We start from the raw sequence: 21,176 nt of genomic DNA, 5'->3' as shown, positions 1-21,176 counted from the left end.
CTCGCTCGCCGGACGCCTCTCGCCCGTGACGAAGGCGCGAACCCTCCCCTGGCCTGCCTGCATTCCCTGCCCACCCGCCACCCTGGCACTTTTCACACCCCGTTCATCGGGCCCGAATCCCGTCGCTCCGGCACGGGCCCGTGGGAATACTGGAATGCTGGACTTGCCCCGTCGCGGAGACGGGTGCGGAGACGGGTGCGGAGTCAGGCTGTGGGGGGCCGAGGATCGTGGAGGACAGGGTGCGGGTGGTCATCGCCGAGGATTCAGTGCTGCTCAGGGAGGGGCTGACCCGGCTGCTGACCGACCGTGGGCATGATGTCGTCGCGGGGGTGGGGGACGGCGATGCGCTGGTCAAGACCATCACCGAGCTCGATGAGCAGGGGGCGCTGCCGGACGTGGTGGTGGCGGATGTGCGGATGCCGCCCACGCACACCGACGAAGGGGTGCGGGCCGCCGTACAGCTGCGCAAGGCCCATCCCCGGCTCGGGGTGCTCGTGCTGTCGCAGTACGTCGAGGAGCGGTACGCGACCGAACTGCTCGCCGGGTCCAGCCGTGGCGTCGGCTATCTGCTCAAGGACCGGGTAGCCGAGGTGCGTGAGTTCGTGGACGCGGTGGTACGGGTCGCCGAGGGCGGTACGGCGCTGGACCCGGAGGTCGTCGCGCAATTGCTGGGGCGCAGCCGCAAGCAGGACGTGCTCGCGGGACTCACCCCGCGGGAGCGGGAAGTGCTGGGGCTGATGGCCGAGGGGCGGACGAACTCGGCGATCGCCCGGCAGTTGGTGGTGAGCGACGGGGCGGTGGAGAAGCACGTCAGCAACATCTTCCTGAAGCTGGGGCTGTCTCCGAGCGACGGGGATCATCGCCGGGTGCTCGCGGTCCTCACTTATCTGAACTCCTGACGAGCTGACGCCATGTCAGCCGTACGGGTGTAGCGGTCAGCAGGGCCGGTACCGAGGAGCAGAACCGAACGGGAGCGGTGCGCGTCTTGTAGGGAAGCGCCGGGGGGCGAGTAAATCATGACAAGTCAGGGCGAAGGGGCGTCTCAAAATCGTGTCCATCATGCGATTGGCCACAGGAAGGCGACCCTTACGGACGTAGGGTTGATCCAGGGAAGGCCTGCGGGAAGGCCTGTCCCGGACAGCCGCCTCGAGGGAGGTCCAGTTCAGTGACCAGCCAGGTCAGTAGCCCAGCGGAGCAGGCCGACGAAGCCGTCGTGGGAGAGCAGCGCAAAGCAGCAGGAACGAAGGACGTCCGCCGTCTCGACCGGGTGATCATCCGCTTCGCGGGGGACTCGGGCGACGGCATGCAGCTCACCGGCGACCGCTTCACCTCGGAAACGGCCTCCTTCGGCAACGATCTGTCCACTCTCCCCAACTTCCCCGCCGAGATCCGGGCGCCTGCCGGAACGCTGCCGGGTGTCTCGTCCTTCCAGCTGCACTTCGCCGACCACGACATCCTGACCCCGGGCGACGCGCCGAACGTGCTGGTCGCGATGAACCCGGCCGCCCTCAAGGCCAACATCGGCGATCTGCCACGCGGCGCCGAGATCATCGTCAACACCGACGAGTTCACCAAACGGGCGATGCAGAAAGTCGGGTACGCCGAGAGTCCCCTGGAGGACGGGTCGCTCGACGGGTACAGCCTCCACCCTGTACCTCTGACGACACTCACGGTGGAGGCTCTCAAGGAATTCGACCTGTCCCGCAAAGAGGCCGAGCGCAGCAAGAACATGTTCGCGCTCGGCCTCTTGTCGTGGATGTACCACCGGCCCACCGAGGGCACGGAGCGGTTCCTGGCCTCGAAGTTCGCCAAGAAGCCCGAGATCATGAAGGCGAACCTCGCCGCCTTCCGCGCGGGCTGGAACTTCGGCGAGACGACCGAGGACTTCGCGGTCTCCTACGAGGTCGCCCCGGCGGCCACCGCCTTCCCGGTCGGCACCTACCGCAACATCTCCGGGAACCTGGCGCTGTCCTACGGACTGGTCACCGCGTCCCGCCAGGCGGACCTGCCGCTGTTCCTGGGTTCGTACCCGATCACCCCGGCCTCGGACATCCTGCACGAGCTGAGCAAGCACAAGAACTTCGGTGTCCGCACCTTCCAGGCGGAGGACGAGATCGCCGGCATCGGCGCGGCGCTGGGCGCGGCGTTCGGCGGTTCGCTGGCGGTGACCACGACGAGTGGTCCGGGGGTGGCGCTCAAGAGCGAGACCATCGGTCTCGCGGTCTCCCTGGAGCTGCCGCTGCTGGTCATCGACATCCAGCGGGGCGGGCCGTCGACCGGTCTGCCGACCAAGACCGAACAGGCGGACCTGCTCCAGGCGATGTTCGGCCGCAACGGCGAGGCACCGGTCCCGGTGATCGCGCCGCGCACCCCGGCGGACTGCTTCGACGCGGCGCTGGAGGCCGCCCGCATCGCGCTCACCTACCGCACCCCGGTGATGCTCCTGTCGGACGGCTACCTCGCCAACGGCAGCGAGCCCTGGCGCATCCCGGAGCTCGACGAACTCCCGGACCTGACCGTGCAGTTCGCGCAGGGCCCGAACCACACCCTGGACGACGGCACCGAGGTCTTCTGGCCGTACAAGCGCGACCCGCAGACCCTGGCCCGCCCCTGGGCCGTCCCCGGCACGCCCGGCCTCGAACACCGCATCGGCGGCATCGAGAAGCAGGACGGCACCGGCAACATCTCCTACGACCCCGCCAACCACGACTTCATGGTCCGCACCCGGCAGGCCAAGATCGACGGCATCGACGTACCCGATGTCGAGGTCGACGACCCGCACGAGGCGCGGACGCTGGTGCTGGGCTGGGGATCGACGTACGGCCCCATCACCGCCGCCGTGCGCCGACTGCGCGCGGCCGGCGAGTCCATCGCCCAGGCCCATCTGCGCCACCTCAACCCGTTCCCGCGGAATCTCGGCACGGTTCTGCAGCGCTACGACAAGGTGGTGATCCCCGAGATGAACCTCGGGCAGCTCGCCACGCTGATCCGGGCGAAGTACCTGGTCGACGCGCACTCGTACAACCAGGTCAACGGAATGCCGTTCAAGGCCGAACAGCTCGCCACGGCTCTCAAGGAGGCCATCGATGGCTGAGACGTCCACGGAAGGCACGGGCACGATCGAGGCGCTTTCCCTCGTCCCGAAGGCCGAGGGACGCCAGGCGATGAAGGACTTCAAGTCCGACCAGGAGGTGCGCTGGTGCCCCGGCTGCGGTGACTACGCCATCCTCGCCGCCGTCCAGGGCTTCATGCCCGAACTCGGCCTCGCCAAGGAGAACATCGTCTTCGTCTCCGGCATCGGCTGCTCCTCCCGCTTCCCGTACTACATGAACACGTACGGCATGCACTCCATCCACGGCCGCGCCCCCGCCATCGCCACCGGACTCGCCACGTCCAGGCGGGACTTGAGCGTCTGGGTGGTCACCGGCGACGGAGACGCCCTCTCCATCGGCGGCAACCACCTCATCCACGCCCTGCGCCGCAACGTCAACCTGAAGATCCTCCTCTTCAACAACCGGATCTACGGCCTGACCAAGGGCCAGTACTCCCCCACCTCCGAGGTCGGGAAGATCACGAAGTCGACGCCGATGGGCTCCCTGGACGCCCCCTTCAACCCGGTGTCCCTCGCGATCGGCGCGGAGGCCTCCTTCGTCGCCCGGACGGTCGACTCCGACCGCAAGCACCTCACCTCGGTACTGCGCCAGGCTGCCGCGCACCCGGGCACGGCACTCATCGAGATCTACCAGAACTGCAACATCTTCAACGACGGCGCCTTCGAGGCCCTCAAGGACAAGCAGCAGGCGGAAGAGGCGGTGATCCGCCTCGAACACGGGCAGCCCATCCGCTTCGGCACCGACGGCGCGAAGGGCGTCGTACGGGACCGTCTGACGGGTGATCTGAAGGTGGTGACGGTGACGCCGGAGAACGAGGCGGACGTCCTGGTGCACGACGCCCACGCGGCGTCCCCGACCACGGCCTTCGCCCTCTCCCGGCTCGCCGACCCGGACACCCTGCACCACACCCCGATCGGCGTGCTGCGGTCGGTGGACCGCCCGGTGTACGACACACAGATGGCGGACCAGCTCGATACGGCGATCGAGCAGAACGGCAAGGGGGATCTGGCGTCGTTGCTGGCGGGTGGGGACACCTGGACGGTTGTGGGCTGACGCTTCTTCCGACATGGCGGGGCCTGGGTACGGATCGCGTGCCCAGGCCCGTCTGTCGGATCAGGCGTCGGGGATGTCCCGCTTGGCCCTGATCAGCGTTTCGCGGGTGATCACGACGATGCGTTCGTAGTCTGCGCGGGCGGCGTCGGAGGGAAGGTGGGGGTCGAGTTCGGCGGTGGCCTCGGTGCCGATGACGGCGAAGTTGCCGTCGGTCAGTTCGAAGACGTCGGGGCAGGTCCCGCCGGTCACACTGCCTCGTTGGCGGGGGGTCCAGCCCAATCTTCGGGAGAAGATACGGACTTGGGGTTCGTCGAACACCACGGTGGGCTCCTTTGCAGGGGTGCAATGCACGACTCGGCGGCGACAAGGTCGTCACATAGGCGGACTTGACGCTGGTTACTCATAGATGACCCGCCAAACCCCGCTTTAGACCCACTCTTTAGCGTGATCACATCAGTGGCGAACCCACCGGCCACCACTCGTCGACGCCCGCTCAGAGCTCAGGCGCGGTTCTTCGTCTCGTCGTACATCTGCCGCGCCTTCTCCACGTCCTCCATCCGCCGCTCCGTCCACACCGCGAGCCCCCGCACCTGCTCCGCCGCCTCACGGCCCAGGTCGGTGAGGGAGTAGTCGACCCTCGGGGGGATCACGGGGTGGGCGTCGCGGTGGATCAGGCCGTCGCGTTCCAGGGTCTGGAGGGTCTGTGTCAGCATCTTCTCGCTGACGCCCCGGCCGTAGCGGCTGACCGCGCGGCGCAGTTCGCTGAAGCGGTACGGGCGGTCCATGAGCTCGATGAGGATCAGGACGCCCCAGCGGCTGGTGACGTGTTCCAGGACGAGGCGGTACGGGCACATCGCCTCGGCATTCGTCTCTGTATTCACCTCTGTAGCACTTACTGCCATGCAAGTACCTTACTTCAAAGTGGGTACTTTCCAGCAGTTAGCGCATCTCCTACGGTTAGTGCCATCCGCACCCCACAAGGAGAACGCAGATCATGAGCATCGTCGTCACCGGAGCCAACGGCCACCTGGGCCGCCACGTCATCGAGCAGCTGCTGGAGAAGGTGCCGGCCGACCAGGTCACCGCGGTCGTGCGCAGCGAGGAGAAGGGCGCCGAGTTCGCCGCACAGGGCGTGCGGATCGCCGTCGCCGACTACAACGCCCCGGAGACGTTCGACGACGTCTTCGCCGCCGGCGACAAGGTGCTCCTCATCTCCGGCAGCGAGGTCGGCAACGACCGCCCCGGCCAGCACACGGTCGTGATCAACGCCGCCAAGGCCGCCGGCGCCGCCCTGCTCGCCTACACCAGCGCCCCCGGCACCCTCAGCGCCGCGCTCGCCGACGACCACCGCGCCACCGAGAAGGTTCTCCTCGCCTCCGGCCTGCCCTACGTGCTGCTGCGCAACGGCTGGTACCACGAGAACTACACCGAGAGCCTCGCCCCCGTCCTGGAGCACAACGCCGTCGTCGCCGCCGCCGGCGAGGGCCGGGTGTCCTCCGCCGCGCGCGCCGACTACGCCGCCGCCGCGGTCGCGGTGCTCACCGGCGAGGGCCACGAGAACCAGACGTACGAGCTCGGCGGCGACACCGCGTGGAGCTTCGCCGAGTACGCGGCCGAGCTCAGCAAGCAGACCGGCAAGGAGATCGCCTACAACGCCGTGCCCGAGGAGGCCCTCGTGGGCATCCTGACCGGCGCCGGGCTGCCCGAGCCGTTCGCCCGGATCCTCGCCGGCGTGGACGTCTCCATAGCCAAGGGCGAGCTGGTCGTCGACTCGGGCGACCTGTCGCGCCTCGCGGGCCGCCCCACGGCCCCGCTGTCCGACGCGATCGCCGCGGCCCTCAAGGGCTGAGGTTCCGAAAGGTCTCAAGGGCTGACGGCGCCCCGAGAGCCCCTCACCCCCGCCTGTCATGACCGTATGGCGATACGGACATGACAGGCGGGGGTGCTCGGCGCTACCTTCTTGCAGGCGACGAACGTGAGAAGGAGGGCCCGTGACCGGGAAGCCGAGCGGTGAGCGACGCATAGGACTGCTGAACGGCTTCGCCGCGTACGGGATGTGGGGGCTGTTCCCCCTGTACTTCCCGCTGCTCAAGCCCGCCGGGCCGTTCGAGGTGCTGGCCCACAGGATGGTGTGGTCGCTGCTCGTCGTGGCCCTGGCCCTGCTCGTGCTGCGCCGGTGGCGGTGGGCCGGCGAGCTGCTGCGCCAGCCGCGCCGCCTCGCGCTGATCGCGGTCGCCGCGGCCGTCATCGCCGTCAACTGGGGCGTCTACATCTGGGCCGTGAACAACGACCGGGTCGTCGAGGCCTCGCTCGGCTACTTCATCAACCCGCTGGTCACCATCGCGATGGGCGTCCTGCTCCTCAAGGAGCGGCTGCGGCCCGTGCAGTGGGCGGCGGTCGGGGTCGGCGCCGCCGCGGTGATCGTGCTGACGGTGGGGTACGGACGGCCGCCGTGGATCTCGCTGATCCTCGCCTTCTCCTTCGCCACCTACGGCCTGGTGAAGAAGAAGGTCAACCTCGGCGGCCTGGAGTCGCTGGCCGCCGAGACCGCGCTGCAGTTCCTGCCCGCGAGCGGCTATCTGATCTGGCTGGCCTCGCACGGCGACGCCACCGTCCTCACCGAGGGCCCCGGCCACGCCGCGATGCTCGCCGGGACCGGCCTGGTCACCGCGCTCCCCCTCATCTGCTTCGGCGCCGCCGCGATCCGCGTGCCGCTGTCCACGCTCGGTCTGCTCCAGTACCTGGCGCCGGTGTTCCAGTTCCTGCTCGGCATCCTCTACTTCGGCGAGGCCATGCCGCCCGAGCGCTGGGCGGGCTTCGCGCTGGTCTGGCTGGCGCTGTCGCTGCTGACCTGGGACGCGCTGCGCTCGGCCCACAGGCTGAGGGCGGAGATCCACAGGCCCGCCGCCACCATCGCGACCGGCACCACGAGCGCCGCGCGGAAGGCCGAGAGCGTCACCGCCGGACCCGACCCGGTGGACGCCAAGCCGTAGACGGCGTTCACCGCCGAGGCCCTTTAGGACAGTTCCTGGCCGCGGGCGGCGCTATAACTGGCCGCATGACATCGACATCCCCCACCCCCGACCCCGTCCACTGGAAAGTCGTGATCGACTGCGCGAACCCGCAGGCCCAGGCCGACTTCTGGGCCGCCGCGCTGCACTACGAGATCGAGGACAACGACGCCCTGATCCAGCGCCTCCTGGAGCTCGGCGCGCTGCCGCGCGAGGCCACCGCCGAGTTCCACGCCCGGCTCGCCTTCCGCGACCTGGTGGCCGTACGGCATCCCGCGGACCCGTACGACAAGGACAGCGGCACCGGGCTCGGGCGGCGGCTGCTGTTCCAGCGGGTGCCGGAGGAGAAGACAGTGAAGAACCGGCTCCATCTCGACCTCCACCCCGGTGACGGGCTGCGGGAGGCCGAGGTCGGGCGGCTGACCGGGCTCGGCGCGCGGGTGCTGCGGGAGGTGCGGGAGCCCTCGGGGGCGTGGGTGGTGATGGCGGACCCGGAGGGGAACGAGTTCTGCGTGCAGTGACCGCGCCGACCGGCCGCGGGGACGCCGCCCGGTATACGAACACCCGTGTCCTGATACCGCTCTTGACGGAGAGTCAGTCACAGCTTCACCATCCAGGCACCCCATTCACTGTGGAATCCCTGTGATTCCCAAGGAATTCGGAGCCCCCCACATGAAGCTCTCGGTTCCCGGACGCGCCACGGCCACCGCCGTCACCGCGGCCGCGACTCTCCTGATCGGCGGATCCATAGCCGGGGCGGCCCCCGCCCCGCACCCCGCGGTGGCCGCCGCCCCGGACATCCCCGTCGCCAACGTCAAGGCGCACCTGACCCAGCTCCAGTCCATCGCCACCGCCAACGGCGGCAACCGCGCGCACGGCCGCGCCGGCTACAAGGCCTCGCTCGACTATGTGAAGGCGAAGCTCGACGCGGCCGGATTCACCACCACGATCCAGCAGTTCACGTCCTCCGGCCGCACCGGCTACAACCTCGTCGCGGACTGGCCGGGCGGCGACACCAACCAGGTCGTCATGTCCGGCTCGCACCTCGACAGCGTCACCGCCGGACCCGGCATCAACGACAACGGCTCCGGCTCGGCGGCCGTCCTGGAGACCGCGCTGGCCGTCTCCCGCGCGGGCTACCAGCCCACCAAGCACCTGAGATTCGCCTGGTGGGGCGCGGAGGAGCTGGGCCTGGTCGGCTCGCGCTACTACGTCAACAACCTCTCGTCGGCGAACAGAGCGAAGATCAGCGGCTACTTGAATTTCGACATGATCGGCTCCCCCAACCCCGGCTACTTCGTCTACGACGACGACCCCACGATCGAGAAGACGTTCAAGGACTACTACGCCGGCCTCGGCGTCGCGACGGAGATCGAGACCGAGGGCGACGGCCGCTCCGACCACGCCCCGTTCAAGAACGCCGGAGTGCCGGTCGGCGGGCTGTTCAGCGGCGCCGACTACACCAAGACGGCGGCGCAGGCGGCCAAGTGGGGCGGTACGTCGGGACAGGCCTTCGACCGCTGCTACCACGCGTCCTGCGACACCGCGTCCAACATCAACGACACGGCGCTGAACCGGAACAGCGACGCGATCGCGTACGCGGTGTGGGCGCTGTCCTCGTAGCGGCCCCGGTGGCTCTCGTGGCCCGCGCGGTTACTGGCTGAGCTTGCGGGCGCGGTCGGCGAGGCGGTTCATCCGGGCGTGGGCGGACTCCAGCTGCTCGATGTCCTCGGCCGCCGGACCGTCCTCGCGCGTCAGCTCGGTCCACAGCCCGATCAGGTCCACGCCCATGCGCAGGCCCAGCTCCGGGTCGCGTACGGCACGCCAGGCGGTCGCCGCGCTCTGGACGTTGCCGTACGCGGCCTCGGCGTCCCGGGTGCGGCGGCGGGTCCTCGCCAGGTCGAGGGAGAGCCCGAAGGCGCGTACCGGCTCACCGGCCAAGTAGGCGATGTACGCGGTGAGTTCGAGCAGCCGCAGCACCTCGGGGTGCTCCGCGCCGAGCGCCCGGGTGGCCTGCGCCACGGTCTGCTCGGACAGCCGCGCGGCCTCCTCCGTCCGGCCCTCCTTGACGGCCTCGTTGATCCGGGCCATCGGCTCGGCGAGCATCGCGGTGCCGCCACCGTCGTAGGCGGTCGCCGGATCGTCCCCGAGCACCGCCTCGGCGACGGCGTCGAAGCCGCGCGGCGGGGTGGGCTTGGGGTCGGGGTCGTCGAGACGGGCGGACGCGCCGAGGTCGAGGACGGGCTTCGGGACGGAGGGCGTGGAGGGCGGCTGAGGTTGGGGCTGAGGCTCGGCGTCCGCCGGGGACACGTCCGTGCGCGGTGCGTCCATCACCGGCGGGGGGCCGAACTGTCCCGTCGGGGGCGCGACGGTGCCCGGCGCCGCGTTCTCCACCCACTCGGGTACGGCCCGCAGCCGGAACGTCGGCACGGCATCGCGCGGCGCCTGCCCCTCGCCCGCCTCCCCGTCCGTCGCATCCTCGTCCGTCGCGGCCTCTTCCGGGAGGGATCGCAGGAGGAAGGTCGACGGTTCGGAAGGGGCGCGGAGGACGTGGGTGGGCTTGTCGCGCTGGGGCCGGTCATCGGCCACGGGAGAGGCGAGGCCCGGTGGCGCGACCGGCGCCGCGGGCACCGGGACCGGCTCTTCCTGCCCCGCCGCGGTCGGCCACGCCGTCTGTCCCACCCCGGCCGACGGGGCCGTGGGCCGCGGCTCCGCCGTGAACTGGCTGGAACCGTCCCGCTCGATCCGCAGGGCGACGACATAGCCGATGCGCTCGTCACGGACCGTCGCGTGGACGGGGTGACCGGTGGCGAGGGCGATGCGGTGCAGGTGGTTCAGGACGGTCTGCTGGATCTCCTCGCCCGCGACCGCGCCGACCGGCACGCCGCCGACCGTGGCACCGCCGGGTCCGACCAGCACGTCGAGCGGCGCCGCGAGCACGGCACTGCGCTGTTCCGGCTTCTCACGGCCAAGTCGCGACATCGTTCCCTCACTCGGTGCGTCGGAGAGTGGGCGGACGGCGTGTTCGCGTTCCATGGTGCTCCCTCCGGCCGTCGGCCTTCCGCTCCCCGGCGTCAAGAGCCGGTCGTACACGTACTGTTGAGTAGTCTCTCCGCTCGCTCCCGGTACTCACGTCACCGTGGCGTCACAGACTCGTCCCAGGCGGGCCGGGAGAGCCCTCGGGAAGGAGAGCGTACGTGCAGCAGGGACCGGAGATCTGGATCCGCGGGCCGGTGGCCGTACCGCAGGACCCACCGCCGGAGCCCTCCCCTGCCACCACGGCACGGCGTTTCTCCTGGGTCGGCACCCACGGCGGGGCCGGCACCTCCACTCTCTCATTCGTCTACGGCGGCCACGACTGCGGCCGGGACTGGCCCGGCCCCGCCGATCCCCCGTCGGTGCTGCTCGTGGCCCGCACCCATGCGGCCGGGCTGGCCGCCGTACTGAGCGCCCTGGAGGTCTTCCGGCGCGGCGCGGCCCCCCAGGGGCTCGACCTCGACGCGGTGGTGCTGGTCGCGGACGCGCCGGGGCGGCTTCCGAAACCGCTCGCCCAGCACGTGAAGGTCATCGAGTCGGTGATCGACGTGTACCGGGTGCCGTGGGTCCCGGCCTGGCGGCTCGGCGACCTGTCTGGGCATCCGCCGCGCGAGACGGCGTCGTTGGCCCGGCTGACGGGCGCGGCCGGGCGGGGGCACTGAGGCGCGGTCGGGCGCCTGCGCCGAGAAGAAGCCCCTTGGACAATTGCTTGCGTGTGCATATGATGCAGGTGCAGGTAATCGTCGTACGCCACTACCGCCTGGAGTCCTCATGCCCCGCAGCTTCCTGTTCCTCCTGGCCAGCAGCCGCAGCGACGGCAACACCGAGCTGCTGGCCCGGCGGGCCGCCGAGCAGTTGCCCGCGGACGTCGAGCAGCGCTGGATCGACCTCGCGAAGCATCCGCTGCCCGACTTCGAGGACCTGCGGCACGACAGCGACCATGTGCGGCCGGCGGAGGGGGCCACGGGGCTGCTCTTCGACGCCACGATCGCCGCGACGGACATCGTGATCGCGTCGCCGCTGTACTGGTACTCGCTCTCCGGCCAGGCCAAGCGCTACCTCGACTACTGGTCGGGCTGGCTGCGCACCCCCGGCGTCGACTTCAAGGCGACGATGGCGGGCCGCACCCTGTGGGGCGTCACCGCGCTCGCCCACGAGGAGTTCGAGGTCGCCGACCCGCTGGTCGGCACTCTCAACAACTCGGCGGCGTACATGCGGATGCGGTTCGGCGGGGTGCTGCTCGGCAACGGCAGCAAGCCCGGTGACGTGCTGCGGGACACGGAGGCGCTGGCGCGCGCGAAGACGTTCTTCGCGCAGGAGGCTCCGCTCGCGCGCTTCCCCTACGAAGAGGCCTGAGCTACGCCGTGATGTCCTTCGTCGTGAACCTCGCCCATGCCGCCGAGCCGAACACCGCCGCGTACAGGGCCTGGAGGCCGAGGTTCTTCTGGAGGTCGTCCCAGTAGACGGGCTCGCGCATGAGGTCGGCGAAGGACAGCCAGTAGTGCGAGAAGAAGTACGGCTGGAGCGCGTGCAGTTGGGGGATCTGGTCGAGGATCTGGACCGTGATGAGCAGGCCCACGGTCGTCGCCATCGCCGCGATGCCGCTGCCGGTGAGCGTCGAGACGAACAGGCCGAGGGCCGCGACGCCGGTCAGTGACGCGGCGACGACCAGGGCGATGAGGAGGGCGCGGCCCAGCCCTTCGGCGAAGGTGATCCGCGTACCGGAGATGGTCGTCAGGTCACCCAGGGGGAAGAGAAGGGCACCGACGGCCAGTGCCGAGATCGCCACGACCAGGGTGGCGACCACGCAGAACGTCATCACCGTCGCGTACTTGGTGAGCAGCAGGCGGGTGCGGCCCGCCGGGGCGACGAGCAGATAGCGCAGGGTGCCGGCGTTGGCCTCACCCGCGATCGCGTCGCCCGCGATGACGCCGATGGCCATGGGGAGGAAGAAGGGGAGGGTCGCCGCCAGCGCCGTGAACACCAGGAAGAGGCCGTTGTTGGTGACCTGGGAGATGAAGGCGGGGCCTTCTCCGCCGCGGCCCTGTCCTACGCCGCCGCCGTCGCTGGTCTCGATCTTGATGGCGATGCCTACGAGGATGGGGACGGCGGCGAGGACGGTGAGCAGGGCGAGGGTGCGCCAGCGGCGGAAGGTGGTTTGTAGTTCGTTGGCGAAGAGGGTGCCTCGGAGGATTGTTCGGCGGCTGCGGGCGAGTGGGGGCTGGGCGCGCAGTTCCCCGCGCCCCTGGTGAGTCAACTCAGCCTGCGACATCGAAGCCCTCCCCCGTCAGGGCCACGAAAGCCTCTTCCAGTGACGCTCGTTCCACCGCGAAGCCTCTGACTCGCACCCCCGCCTCCACCAACGCTGCGTTGATGTCAGCCAGTTCGCCCTCCGGGGGCTCTGTCGTCACGCGGTCTTCCGTGATGACCACATCCGCCGCTCCCTGTTCCTTCAGGACCCTCGCCGCCTCCCCCGTGTCCGGTGTCGTCACCACCAAACGGCCCTTGGCCGCCAGGTCTGTCACCGGGCCCTGGGTGATCAGGCGGCCCTGGGCCATCACCGCCGCGTGCGTGCAGACCTGCTCGATCTCGTCGAGGAGGTGGGAGGAGAGGAAGACCGTAGTCCCGTCGGAGGCCAACTCGCGGACCAGGGAGCGGATTTCGCGCATGCCCTGAGGGTCGAGGCCGTTGGTGGGCTCGTCCAGGACCAGGAGCTTGCGGGGCTGGAGGAGGGCCGATGCCAGGCCCAGACGCTGTTTCATGCCCAGCGAGTACGCCTTCGCCTTCTTGCCGGCCGCCGCCGACAGGCCCACCCGGTCCAGGGCCGAGGCGACGCGGGCGCGCCGGGTGCGGGGGTCGGCGGTCGGGTCGGCCGCGTCGTAGCGGATCAGGTTGTCGCGGCCGGAGAGGAAGCCGTAGAGGGCCGGGCCCTCGATCAGCGCGCCCACGTGCGGGAGTACGGCCCGGGTGGCACGCGGCATGGGGCGGCCCAGGACGCGGGCCGTGCCCGAGGTGGGCTCGATCAGGCCCATCAGCATGCGGATGGTGGTCGTCTTGCCGGAGCCGTTGGGGCCGAGGAAGCCGAAGACGCTGCCCGCCGGGACGGTCAGGTCGAGACCGTCGACGGCGAGCTGCCCGCCGCGGTAGCGCTTGGTGAGCGCGCGGGTGTGGATGACGCTGTCACCCGCGCCCTCGGGATGCGGCTCCGTGGCGGGCGGTTGGTCCATCGGCTCCCTCGATTCGTCCCCGGGCAGTGCGTACGGTGGCTACTTCGCCGCGTCCGCCGCCTTCACCAGCGCTTCCTTGGTCACGGCGCCGACGTAGACCTTGCCGTCGTCCGTGATCAGGGCGTTGATCAGCCGCGTCTTGAAGACGGTGCCCTCGCCGAACTTGCCGCTCGCCTTGTCGCCGAGCGAGTCGAGGAAGCCGCCGAAGTCGCCGCCGACCTCGGAGCCGGACGGGATGCCCTGGCCGCCGGTGTCGAAGCTGGCGATGGAGTCCCAGCCGTCCCCGATGACGTTCAGCCCGTCGAGGCCGTCCAGCCCGCTGAGCCCCTCCGGTCCGCGCTTGTCCCGCGGGGCGACGGTGCCGTCGCTGTCCTCCTCCGTGACCTTCGCGCCCTTCGGCGGGGTGAAGTCGAAGGTGGACGCGGCCGGCTTGGCGAAGCTGACCTGGGTGAAGCCGGCGTCGACGACAGCCGCGCCGCCGCTCGACGGGGTCAGCGTGAACTTCAGCGGCAGTCCGGTCCTGGCGTCCACGGCGACGGTGATCTGGCCGATCGTGGACCCGGCGTCCTTGGGCTTGATGACGAGCCGGTACGCGTCCCGGCCGGCCACCTGAGCGGTGCCGTCGACCGTCACGGACGTGGTGTCGTCGACCGCCTTGAGGGCGTCGTCGGCGAAGTCCTTGGGCGTGGCCGGGGCTTCCTCTTCGTGCTTCGCGCTCTCGTCGGCGGTGCCGTGGAAGACCTCGTTGGACTTGCTGTCGTAGCCCCAGACGTCCTTGCCGTTGTGGATGAGGCTGTACTCGGCCGCGTCCTCCAGGATCGAGACCTTCTGCTTGTCCGGGCCGTCGGAGGCGACGCGCAGGGTGTGGGTGCCGGTGGCGAGTTCGGTCAGCTTGGTGGAGGGGTCGGCGGAGGACCCGTCACCGCCGGAGCGCGAACCGCCGCCCGTGAAGGCGTCGCCCAGGCCGCCGAAGTCGGGCAGCCCCAGATCCGTGGTGATCTTCACGGTGCCGGACAGCTGCTGTACGTCCGACGCGGCGATCTTCTCGATGAGTTGCTGTGCGCTGATCTTCGGCAGGTCGGGGTCGCCGGAGTCGGCGAGCGCCGGGACGAGCCCGATGGTCGCCGCGGCCACCCCCACGACCGCGACCGGGACGACGTACCGCGCGGCCTTGCGTCGCCCGGCGCGCAGGTCGTCGGCCTCCTCCGCGAGCGTGCTGTCGTCGGATTCGTACGGTGCCATGTCTGCCTTACCTCCGTCGTCGGCGGCGGCGTCCCGTGAAGCTCTCCCTCATGGGGAGGGGCCCCTCGTCCATCCCGTAGCCGCCATTCTCACCCGAATCGGTGAGGATTGGTGTTTTCCCGTGGTTCCCATCTCACCAAATCGGCGCCGTCCGGGCGTCAACCCGCGGGCTCAACTCCGCGTACACCTGGGGTATGACACACGGAGGCGGCGCCCCCCTCGACCCGTAGGGGTCGCACGGAGGACGCCGCTCCGGGTCGTGCGGATCAGTCGCGCAGGAACACGTAGTCCGCGTGGTACGGCACCCCGACGATGTCCCCCGGCGTGCAGGTGCCGGCCGGGGCGACGCCGCCGACGGTGTTGAGCCGCAGGATCTCGGTCGTCCGGGCCAGCAGGCCGTGGTGCTTGCCGGACTGAGTGGCCTTCAGGTCCAGCTCGGCGATGTTGCCGTCGCCGTTCGGGGTCCGGGACAGCACGGCGCCGGTGACCGCGCTGCCGTCGGGCGCGACCCACTGCGGCGTACCGGAGTTGGGGGCCACGAAGGAGTGCGCGATACGGCCGCCGAGCAGGGCGCTGACGTCCCGTTGGGCGAACGCGTAGCCGCCGCCCGTGGCCGCCTTGCACTCGTAGATCTGCTCGCCCTTCACCACGGACGCCTGGAAGTTCCGCAGCGCGCCACGGAAGTCGAACCCGGCGACAGTGACCTTGTGGAGCTGGCCGCGGACGGCACCGCCGGGGAACTCCTTGGTGTGCAGGTTGGCGTAGAACGACCCCGGGTCGGACTTCAGCGCGTCGAGCAGCGCGGCGTCCTTCACCCGCACGGTGCCGGTGACGCTGTGCCGTTCGGCCTTGCCGAGCAGCTTCGTGAAGTCGACCTTGACGCCCCCGTTGGTCCCCTTGGCGCCCTGGTGGATGTGCAGGGCGGTGGGCCGGTCGAGCCCCCGCCACTTCACGGCGACGGAGACCTGGTCCCCCTCCACCTTGACGAACTCCAACGCGGCCCCGTCCGTGTCCCCTGCGGGCACCTCGTTGGCACCGCGCAGGCTGGTGGCGAGGACGGTGGCGGTCTCGGTGGTGTTCCCGCCGGTGGCGAAGGCCGAGCCGGGAACACCGGCAACGGCCAGGGCAACAGCACCGACGATCAGCGTCTTACGCATGAACTCGTCTCCCCGTTGAGAAGAGCCGACACCCCCTGCGCCGGCTTCCGAGAAGACATACGGGGCGGATCTTAGACTGGACTCAGTCCAACCATGTGAGGGGCGTCACACTGACGCCCCTCAGGGGCGCGGGGAACCGCGCGCTCAGCCCCCACGAACCCGCATCCGGCAACGAACACCAAGCCGCAGAACCTACCCCGCGCGATGCACCACCGCGTCACAAAGCTCCGTCAGCGCAGCCTTCGCATCACACTCCGGCAACGGAGCCAGCGCACCCCGCGCCTCCTCCGCGAAGCGCACCGTGTCCCGCCGAGCCTGCTCCAACGCAGGATGCGCCCGCAACGCGGCCAACGCCTCCGCGAGCCGCTCGTCGTCCGCGAGGTCGGAGTCCAGCAGCTCGCACAGCGCCGCGTCCTCGGCCAGCCCCAGCCGCGCCGCGCGTTCCCGCAGCCGCAGCACCGGCATCGTGGGGATGCCCTCGCGCAGGTCCGTGCCGGGCGTCTTGCCCGACTCGTGGCCCTCGGAGGCGATGTCGAGAACGTCGTCCGCGAGCTGGAAGGCGACGCCCAGCCGCTCCCCGTACTGGGTGAGCACGTCGACCACCGACTCGTCGGCGCCCGCCATCATCGAGCCGAACCGGCAGGAGACGGCGATCAGCGAGCCGGTCTTGCCGGCGAGGACGTCGAGGTAGTGCTCGACCGGGTCCCGGCCGTCCACCGGCCCCGCGGTCTCCAGGATCTGTCCGGTCACCAACCGCTCGAACGCCTCGGCCTGGATGCGGACCGCCTCGGGTCCGAGGTCGGCGAGGATCTGCGAGGCGCGGGCGAAGAGGAAGTCGCCGGTGAGGACGGCGAGGGAGTTGCCCCAGCGGGCGTTCGCGCTGTCCACGCCCCGCCGGACGGCCGCCTCGTCCATGACGTCGTCGTGGTAGAGCGTCGCCAGGTGGGTCAGCTCGACGACCACCGCCGAGGGCACCACTCCGGGCGCATAGGGGTCACCGAACTGGGCAGTGAGCATCACGAGAAGCGGCCGGAAGCGCTTGCCGCCCGCGCGGACGAGGTGCTGTGCGGCCTCCGTGATGAAGGGGACCTCACTCTTGGTGGCTTCGAGCAAACCCTCCTCGACAGCAGCCAATCCGGCCTGGACATCGGCTTCGAGAGCCTGGTCCCGCACGCTCAGCCCGAACGGCCCGACGACGGTCACGAGGGGTCTCCTGTCTGCTGGTGTCTTCTGGCGATTACGCGGTATGTCGATAGGTCGCTGCCTTCACTCAAGTCAGCGTATCCGGTCACCTTTCGATCACCGTCGCCCCCCACCCGTGCAGCGCGGGCGGTATCGGATCACGCCCGGTATGTTTCTGATCAACTGAAAAGTACGGATATCCATCGACTTACCCGGAAGCAGTAGAGCGTGTCGCGAACCACCGTCGATGTCGACCCCGGAAACCAGCCGCCCCCCGAGGACGACACCGCCTTCTTCGGCCAGCCGAAAGGCCTGCTCACCCTCTCCGGTCTGGAGGTCTGGGAGCGCTTCTCGTTCCTCGGCATGCAGGCCATCCTCGTCCTGTACTTCGCCGATTCGGTGGCGCACGGGGGCATGGGCATGGCGGCCGGAACCGCCGCCTCCGTCTCCGCGGCCTACGGCACCCTCGTCTACCTGGTCTCCGTCGCCGGCGGCTGGCTCGCCGACCGCATGCTCGGCTCTTACCGCGCGGTGCTGTGGGGCGGGATCCTGATCGCCTGCGGGCACTACTCCATGGCGGTGCCGACCGCGACCATGACCTGGGTGGGCCTGGGGCTCATCAGCGCCGGAACAGGCCTGCTCAAGCCCAATGTGGCCACCATGGTCGGCAAGCTCTACCGGACCGACGACGAGCGCCGGGACGCCGGGTTCGCGCTCTACTACATGGCGATCAACATCGGCGCCTTCGCGGGCCCGCTGATCACCGGCTGGCTCGGCGACCACAAGGGCTGGCACTGGGGTTTCTCGGCCGCCGCGATCGGCATGACCTTCGGCCTGGTCCAGTACGTCGCCGGGCGCCGTCACCTGGCCGGGCGAAGGCACGCCGCGGAGTTCGCGCTCGCGCCGGAGGCGATGGGGCGGGCGGTGCGGCTGATCGTCGTAGGCGTCGTCGTGGCGGGTGTGATCGCCACCGCGCTCGCCCTGGCGGGCTGGCTGACCATGGACCGGTTCGTCGACCTGCTCACGCTGGTCTCCGTGATCGCGCCGGTCGTCTACTTCGCGGTGATGTTCCGCAGCCCCAGGGTCACCGCCGAGGAACGCGGCCGGCTGAAGCCGTACGTCGTCCTCTTCCTGGCCTCGACGGTTTTCAACTTCATCCTCTTCCAGGCCTACAGCACGATGATGCTGCTGGCCTCCACGAACGCCGAGACCACGATCCTCGGCTTCGACTTCCCGGCCAGCTGGTACGCCTCCGCGCTCGGCGCCTTCGAGGTCGGGCTCGCGCCTTTCGTGGCCGCCCTGTGGGTGCGGATGGGCCGCCGTCAGCCGCACGCCTCCAACAAGATCGCCATCGGGGTCGTCCTGGGCGGGCTGTCGTTCCTGCTGATGGTCCTGCCGACCTCCGGGCACTCCTCCGACGACTACCTCATGTCCGCCTGGTGGATCGTCGGGTCGTACCTGCTGCTGGGGCTCGGCGACATCCTGCTGGAGACCTCGGGCATGTCGGCCACCACCAAGCTCGCCCCGGCCGCCTTCTCCAGTCAGACCATGTCCCTCTGGTTCCTCTCGCTCGCCCTCGCCAACGGCATCCAGGCGCAGACGGTGAAGCTCTACGACGACGTCTCCCACCCGGCCTACTTCGGCGTCAACGGCGCCATCGCGGTGGCCGCGGGCCTCGCGGTGATGGCCGCGGCGCCCTGGCTGCGCCGCACCATGCACCCCGTCCACTGAGGTCACAGCGATGAGCCTGCACATCCGTACGTCCTTCCCCTACGAGACGACCCACGAGGACCTGCGCATCCCGCTTCCGGACGGGACGCAGCTGTACGCGCGCGTGTGGCGACCGCTCACCCAGGAACCGGTACCCGCTCTGCTCGAATACCTGCCCTACCGCCTGACCGACTGGACCGCGCCCCGCGACTTCCAGCGCCACCCCTGGTACGCGGGCCACGGCTATGCCTCCGTGCGCGTCGACGTCCGCGGGCACGGCAACAGCGGCGGGCTGCCCACGGACGAGTACTCGGCGACGGAGCTGGCCGACGGGGTCGAGGTGGTCAACTGGCTGGCGGCGCAGCCCTGGTGCGACGGCAAGGTCGGCATGTTCGGCATCTCCTGGGGCGGCTTCAACTCCCTCCAGATCGCGGCCCTCGCACCCGAGCCGCTCAAGGCCGTCGTCACGGTCTGCTCCACGGACGACCGCTATGACAACGACGTGCACTACATGGGAGGTTCCGTCCTCGCCGTCGACATGCACGCCTGGGCCGCGACCATGCTGGCCTTCGTCTCCCGGCCGCCGGACCCGCAGTACGCGGGCCTGGCCTGGCGGGACATGTGGCTCAAGCGCCTGGAGCACATCGACCCGTTCATCCACACCTGGCTGGACCACCAGACCAGGGACGCCTACTGGCGGCACGGCAGCGTCTGCGAGGACTACGGCGCGATCGACGCGGCGGTCCTGGCGGTGGGCGGCTGGCACGACCCGTACCGCGACACGGTGCTCAGGCTGGTCGAGCATCTGCCGCCGGACCGGGTCCGCGGGCTGGTCGGCCCCTGGTCCCACCAGTACCCCGACCGCGGGCTGCCGCCGGGCCCGGCGATCGGCTTCCTCCAGGAGACCCTGCGCTGGTGGGACCAGCACCTCAAGGGCGTCGACACCGGCGTCATGCGGGAACCCCTGCTGCGGTCCTGGATCAGCGACTCCCACCGCCCCGCCACGGTCTACGACACGCTCCCCGGCCGCTGGGTCGGCGAGCCGGCCTGGCCCTCCCCGCACGTCACGACGGTCTCGTACGGCCTCCAGGGCGCCCCTGTCCTCGTCCGCTCCCCGCAGCACACGGGCGTGGACGCCGGGCGTTTCTTCCCGTTCGGGAACGACGCCGATCTGCCGCCGGATCAGCGGGAGGAGGACGCCCGGTCGGCCTGCTTCGAGTTCGCGGTGGGTGAGGAGACATGGGTGCTGGGGCGGCCCCGGGTGCGGTTGCGGGTGACGTGCGAGGTGCCGCGCGGACAGGTGATCGCACGGCTGTGCGATGTGGCGCCGGACGGGTCGTCGACGCTGGTCACCCGGGGCGTGCTGAACCTGTCGGCCCGGCACGGGCGGGACCGGGCGGTGCCGTGGGAGCCGGGGGCGAGCGGGGAGGTCGTCTTCGAGCTGAACGGCATCGGGCATGTCTTCCCGCCCGGGCACCGCATCCGGCTCGCGGTCTCCTCCGCGTACTGGCCGTGGATCTGGCCGCAGCCCGAGTCCGAGGCCGGCTTCACGCTGGACCCGGCCGGCAGCTTCCTCGAACTGCCGGTCAGGACACATGACGTGGACTCGGACACCGGCATCGGCTTCGGCGAGCCCGAGCAGTCGGAACCCCTGGGCGTGAACTACCCGGCCACCCTCGACGAGCCCCGCCCCGAGCGGCTGGTCGTACGGGATGTCGCCAAGGGCGAGTGGCGGCTGGAGGTCGACCCGCGCTACGGCGGCACCCGCTTCTACCCCGACGGCCTGGAGTTCACCGAGGACGCACTGGAGACGTACACGATCCAGGAGTCGGACCCGCTGTCGGCCCGCGCCCGCTCGGTCTGGTCGATCCGGCTGCACCGGCCGGAGCTGGGCTGGGACACCACCGTCCGCACCCGCTCGGAGATCACCTGCGAGGCGACCGCGTTCCTGACCTCCAACGAGGTGATCTGCAGCGAGGGCGGCGAGGTGGTCTTCCACCGGACCTGGGAGAAGCGGATTCCACGAAGCGCCGGTTAACCGCCAGTTGAGGGTTTATTGCCCGATTTGCCGTTCTCGTTCTCGACGGTGAGTTGGCTCACTTCACCCTGCCCTCACCTTGTCCGAAAACCCCGGAATTCCGGGGCGCACAAGCCGGACACCAAGGTCAACAGGTGCGATCTGTGAATCCGGTACTTGTTTCGGACATGTGCAGTCGCATACGTTCCGGGCCCGGGCGGACGCCGAATCCTGCCGCCGCCCGTAGACCGCTCACCTCACTCAGAGAACTTCACGGCAGGAGCGGGGGACCCAGGTAAGTCGCCGGGCCGGACGTCTTCGGACATACCGGTACGGCTCGGGGTGAAGTCATGCCTTCTCGGGCATGGCCGGGCAGCTCCCGCCCGAACCCGACAGCTCACCTCGCAGGCGCCGGAGAGGAACTTCGT

The 21,176-nt window shown here is 70.1% G+C and carries 19 protein-coding genes and 1 riboswitch; of the genes, 11 read left to right on the top strand and 8 right to left on the bottom strand.

Annotated features, from left to right (window positions below; genetic code table 11):
* The first annotated feature begins 239 nt into the window (after window positions 1-239).
* From CRP56_RS25460 to CRP56_RS25450, 3 genes are all read left to right on the top strand, one after another.
* Window positions 240-899, top strand: coding sequence for a response regulator transcription factor (locus CRP56_RS25460; protein WP_306459468.1), 660 nt, complete (start codon window positions 240-242; stop codon window positions 897-899).
* A 266-nt stretch (window positions 900-1,165) separates the two neighbouring features.
* Window positions 1,166-3,094, top strand: a complete 1,929-nt coding sequence (locus CRP56_RS25455; protein ID WP_097267711.1) for a 2-oxoacid:acceptor oxidoreductase subunit alpha — start codon at window positions 1,166-1,168, stop codon at window positions 3,092-3,094.
* A complete protein-coding gene (locus tag CRP56_RS25450) occupies window positions 3,087-4,166 on the top strand; it encodes a 2-oxoacid:ferredoxin oxidoreductase subunit beta (protein ID WP_097267708.1) in 1,080 nt (359 codons plus the stop codon). The genes CRP56_RS25455 and CRP56_RS25450 overlap by 8 nt, the downstream gene beginning before the upstream one ends.
* A gap of 60 nt (window positions 4,167-4,226) precedes the next feature.
* On the opposite strand, the gene CRP56_RS25445 is transcribed toward CRP56_RS25450, so the two are convergent.
* Together CRP56_RS25445 and CRP56_RS25440 are read right to left on the bottom strand one after the other, a co-directional pair.
* Window positions 4,227-4,460 carry a hypothetical protein gene (locus CRP56_RS25445; RefSeq protein ID WP_373559764.1) on the bottom strand — a complete coding sequence of 78 codons (234 nt, stop codon included), beginning with the start codon at window positions 4,458-4,460 and terminating at the stop codon, window positions 4,227-4,229.
* 206 nt (window positions 4,461-4,666) lie between these two features.
* The gene (locus CRP56_RS25440) at window positions 4,667-5,068 is read right to left on the bottom strand and encodes a winged helix-turn-helix transcriptional regulator (protein WP_097267706.1); all 402 of its coding nucleotides are present in this window, start codon (window positions 5,066-5,068) and stop codon (window positions 4,667-4,669) included.
* 92 nt (window positions 5,069-5,160) lie between these two features.
* Here CRP56_RS25440 and CRP56_RS25435 point away from each other — a divergent pair, with 92 nt between their 5' ends.
* The 4 genes from CRP56_RS25435 (at window position 5,161) to CRP56_RS25420 (ending at window position 8,800) form a co-directional block, all read left to right on the top strand.
* Complete coding sequence (locus CRP56_RS25435) at window positions 5,161-6,015, top strand: SDR family oxidoreductase (protein ID WP_097267703.1); 855 nt, start codon at window positions 5,161-5,163, stop codon at window positions 6,013-6,015.
* A 142-nt stretch (window positions 6,016-6,157) separates the two neighbouring features.
* The gene (rarD, locus tag CRP56_RS25430; RefSeq protein ID WP_097267700.1) at window positions 6,158-7,159 is read left to right on the top strand and encodes an EamA family transporter RarD; all 1,002 of its coding nucleotides are present in this window, start codon (window positions 6,158-6,160) and stop codon (window positions 7,157-7,159) included.
* A gap of 65 nt (window positions 7,160-7,224) precedes the next feature.
* Window positions 7,225-7,698 (top strand): VOC family protein, encoded by a 474-nt coding sequence (locus CRP56_RS25425; RefSeq protein WP_097267696.1) that lies wholly within the window; start codon window positions 7,225-7,227, stop codon window positions 7,696-7,698.
* A 151-nt stretch (window positions 7,699-7,849) separates the two neighbouring features.
* On the top strand, window positions 7,850-8,800 hold the full coding sequence (locus CRP56_RS25420) for a M28 family metallopeptidase (protein WP_097267692.1): 951 nt from the start codon (window positions 7,850-7,852) through the stop codon (window positions 8,798-8,800).
* Window positions 8,801-8,830: 30 nt separating this feature from the next.
* Here CRP56_RS25420 and CRP56_RS25415 read toward each other — a convergent pair whose 3' ends face one another.
* The gene (locus CRP56_RS25415) at window positions 8,831-10,159 is read right to left on the bottom strand and encodes a tetratricopeptide repeat protein (protein ID WP_097274454.1); all 1,329 of its coding nucleotides are present in this window, start codon (window positions 10,157-10,159) and stop codon (window positions 8,831-8,833) included.
* 215 nt (window positions 10,160-10,374) lie between these two features.
* On the opposite strand from CRP56_RS25415, the gene CRP56_RS25410 reads away from it, so the two are divergent.
* Both CRP56_RS25410 and CRP56_RS25405 read left to right on the top strand, forming a co-directional pair.
* Window positions 10,375-10,875, top strand: a complete 501-nt coding sequence (locus CRP56_RS25410; protein WP_097267690.1) for a DUF6668 family protein — start codon at window positions 10,375-10,377, stop codon at window positions 10,873-10,875.
* A gap of 109 nt (window positions 10,876-10,984) precedes the next feature.
* Window positions 10,985-11,569: a flavodoxin family protein gene (locus tag CRP56_RS25405; protein WP_097267687.1), complete on the top strand. Its 585-nt coding sequence runs from the start codon at window positions 10,985-10,987 to the stop codon at window positions 11,567-11,569.
* A 1-nt stretch (window position 11,570) separates the two neighbouring features.
* Here the strand turns inward: CRP56_RS25405 and CRP56_RS25400 are convergent, their stop codons facing one another.
* The 5 genes from CRP56_RS25400 to CRP56_RS25380 form a co-directional block, all read right to left on the bottom strand.
* Window positions 11,571-12,485 carry an ABC transporter permease gene (locus tag CRP56_RS25400; RefSeq protein WP_097267685.1) on the bottom strand — a complete coding sequence of 305 codons (915 nt, stop codon included), beginning with the start codon at window positions 12,483-12,485 and terminating at the stop codon, window positions 11,571-11,573.
* On the bottom strand, window positions 12,472-13,440 hold the full coding sequence (locus CRP56_RS25395; protein WP_059192967.1) for an ABC transporter ATP-binding protein: 969 nt from the start codon (window positions 13,438-13,440) through the stop codon (window positions 12,472-12,474). Before CRP56_RS25395 ends, CRP56_RS25400 begins: the two co-directional genes overlap by 14 nt.
* Window positions 13,441-13,479: 39 nt before the next feature.
* Window positions 13,480-14,682, bottom strand: coding sequence for a LolA family protein (locus CRP56_RS25390; RefSeq protein WP_097267684.1), 1,203 nt, complete (start codon window positions 14,680-14,682; stop codon window positions 13,480-13,482).
* A 266-nt stretch (window positions 14,683-14,948) separates the two neighbouring features.
* Entirely contained in the window at window positions 14,949-15,839 is an 891-nt protein-coding gene (locus CRP56_RS25385; protein ID WP_097267681.1) for a CHRD domain-containing protein, read from the bottom strand.
* Between the two features lie 192 nt (window positions 15,840-16,031).
* Window positions 16,032-17,042, bottom strand: a complete 1,011-nt coding sequence (locus tag CRP56_RS25380) for a polyprenyl synthetase family protein (RefSeq protein WP_097267679.1) — start codon at window positions 17,040-17,042, stop codon at window positions 16,032-16,034.
* A 207-nt stretch (window positions 17,043-17,249) separates the two neighbouring features.
* Here CRP56_RS25380 and CRP56_RS25375 point away from each other — a divergent pair, with 207 nt between their 5' ends.
* Both CRP56_RS25375 and CRP56_RS25370 read left to right on the top strand, forming a co-directional pair.
* Window positions 17,250-18,752, top strand: a complete 1,503-nt coding sequence (locus tag CRP56_RS25375) for a peptide MFS transporter (protein ID WP_097267677.1) — start codon at window positions 17,250-17,252, stop codon at window positions 18,750-18,752.
* A gap of 16 nt (window positions 18,753-18,768) precedes the next feature.
* Window positions 18,769-20,769 carry a CocE/NonD family hydrolase gene (locus tag CRP56_RS25370; protein ID WP_097274452.1) on the top strand — a complete coding sequence of 667 codons (2,001 nt, stop codon included), beginning with the start codon at window positions 18,769-18,771 and terminating at the stop codon, window positions 20,767-20,769.
* 222 nt (window positions 20,770-20,991) lie between these two features.
* A riboswitch (cyclic di-AMP (ydaO/yuaA leader) is annotated at window positions 20,992-21,174 on the top strand.
* Window positions 21,175-21,176: the final 2 nt, after the last annotated feature.

It is taken from the genome of Streptomyces sp. TLI_55 (assembly GCF_900206255.1).
GTDB lineage: Bacteria > Actinomycetota > Actinomycetes > Streptomycetales > Streptomycetaceae > Streptomyces > Streptomyces aquilus.
The sequence above is the reverse complement of the archived record's forward strand: the minus strand, read 5'-3'. Positions and strand labels throughout refer to the sequence as shown.

What these genes read in the sequence shown, in the direction of transcription:
- CRP56_RS25450 (WP_097267708.1), top strand. Translation starts at nt 3,087, where the DNA reads ATGGCTGAGACGTCCACGGAAGGCACGGGCACGATCGAGGCGCTTTCC.
- CRP56_RS25440 (WP_097267706.1), bottom strand. Translation starts at nt 5,068, where the DNA reads ATGGCAGTAAGTGCTACAGAGGTGAATACAGAGACGAATGCCGAGGCG.
- CRP56_RS25435 (WP_097267703.1), top strand. Translation starts at nt 5,161, where the DNA reads ATGAGCATCGTCGTCACCGGAGCCAACGGCCACCTGGGCCGCCACGTC.
- CRP56_RS25425 (WP_097267696.1), top strand. Translation starts at nt 7,225, where the DNA reads ATGACATCGACATCCCCCACCCCCGACCCCGTCCACTGGAAAGTCGTG.
- CRP56_RS25420 (WP_097267692.1), top strand. Translation starts at nt 7,850, where the DNA reads ATGAAGCTCTCGGTTCCCGGACGCGCCACGGCCACCGCCGTCACCGCG.
- CRP56_RS25415 (WP_097274454.1), bottom strand. Translation starts at nt 10,159, where the DNA reads ATGTCGCGACTTGGCCGTGAGAAGCCGGAACAGCGCAGTGCCGTGCTC.
- CRP56_RS25405 (WP_097267687.1), top strand. Translation starts at nt 10,985, where the DNA reads ATGCCCCGCAGCTTCCTGTTCCTCCTGGCCAGCAGCCGCAGCGACGGC.
- CRP56_RS25400 (WP_097267685.1), bottom strand. Translation starts at nt 12,485, where the DNA reads ATGTCGCAGGCTGAGTTGACTCACCAGGGGCGCGGGGAACTGCGCGCC.
- CRP56_RS25395 (WP_059192967.1), bottom strand. Translation starts at nt 13,440, where the DNA reads ATGGACCAACCGCCCGCCACGGAGCCGCATCCCGAGGGCGCGGGTGAC.
- CRP56_RS25390 (WP_097267684.1), bottom strand. Translation starts at nt 14,682, where the DNA reads ATGGCACCGTACGAATCCGACGACAGCACGCTCGCGGAGGAGGCCGAC.
- CRP56_RS25385 (WP_097267681.1), bottom strand. Translation starts at nt 15,839, where the DNA reads ATGCGTAAGACGCTGATCGTCGGTGCTGTTGCCCTGGCCGTTGCCGGT.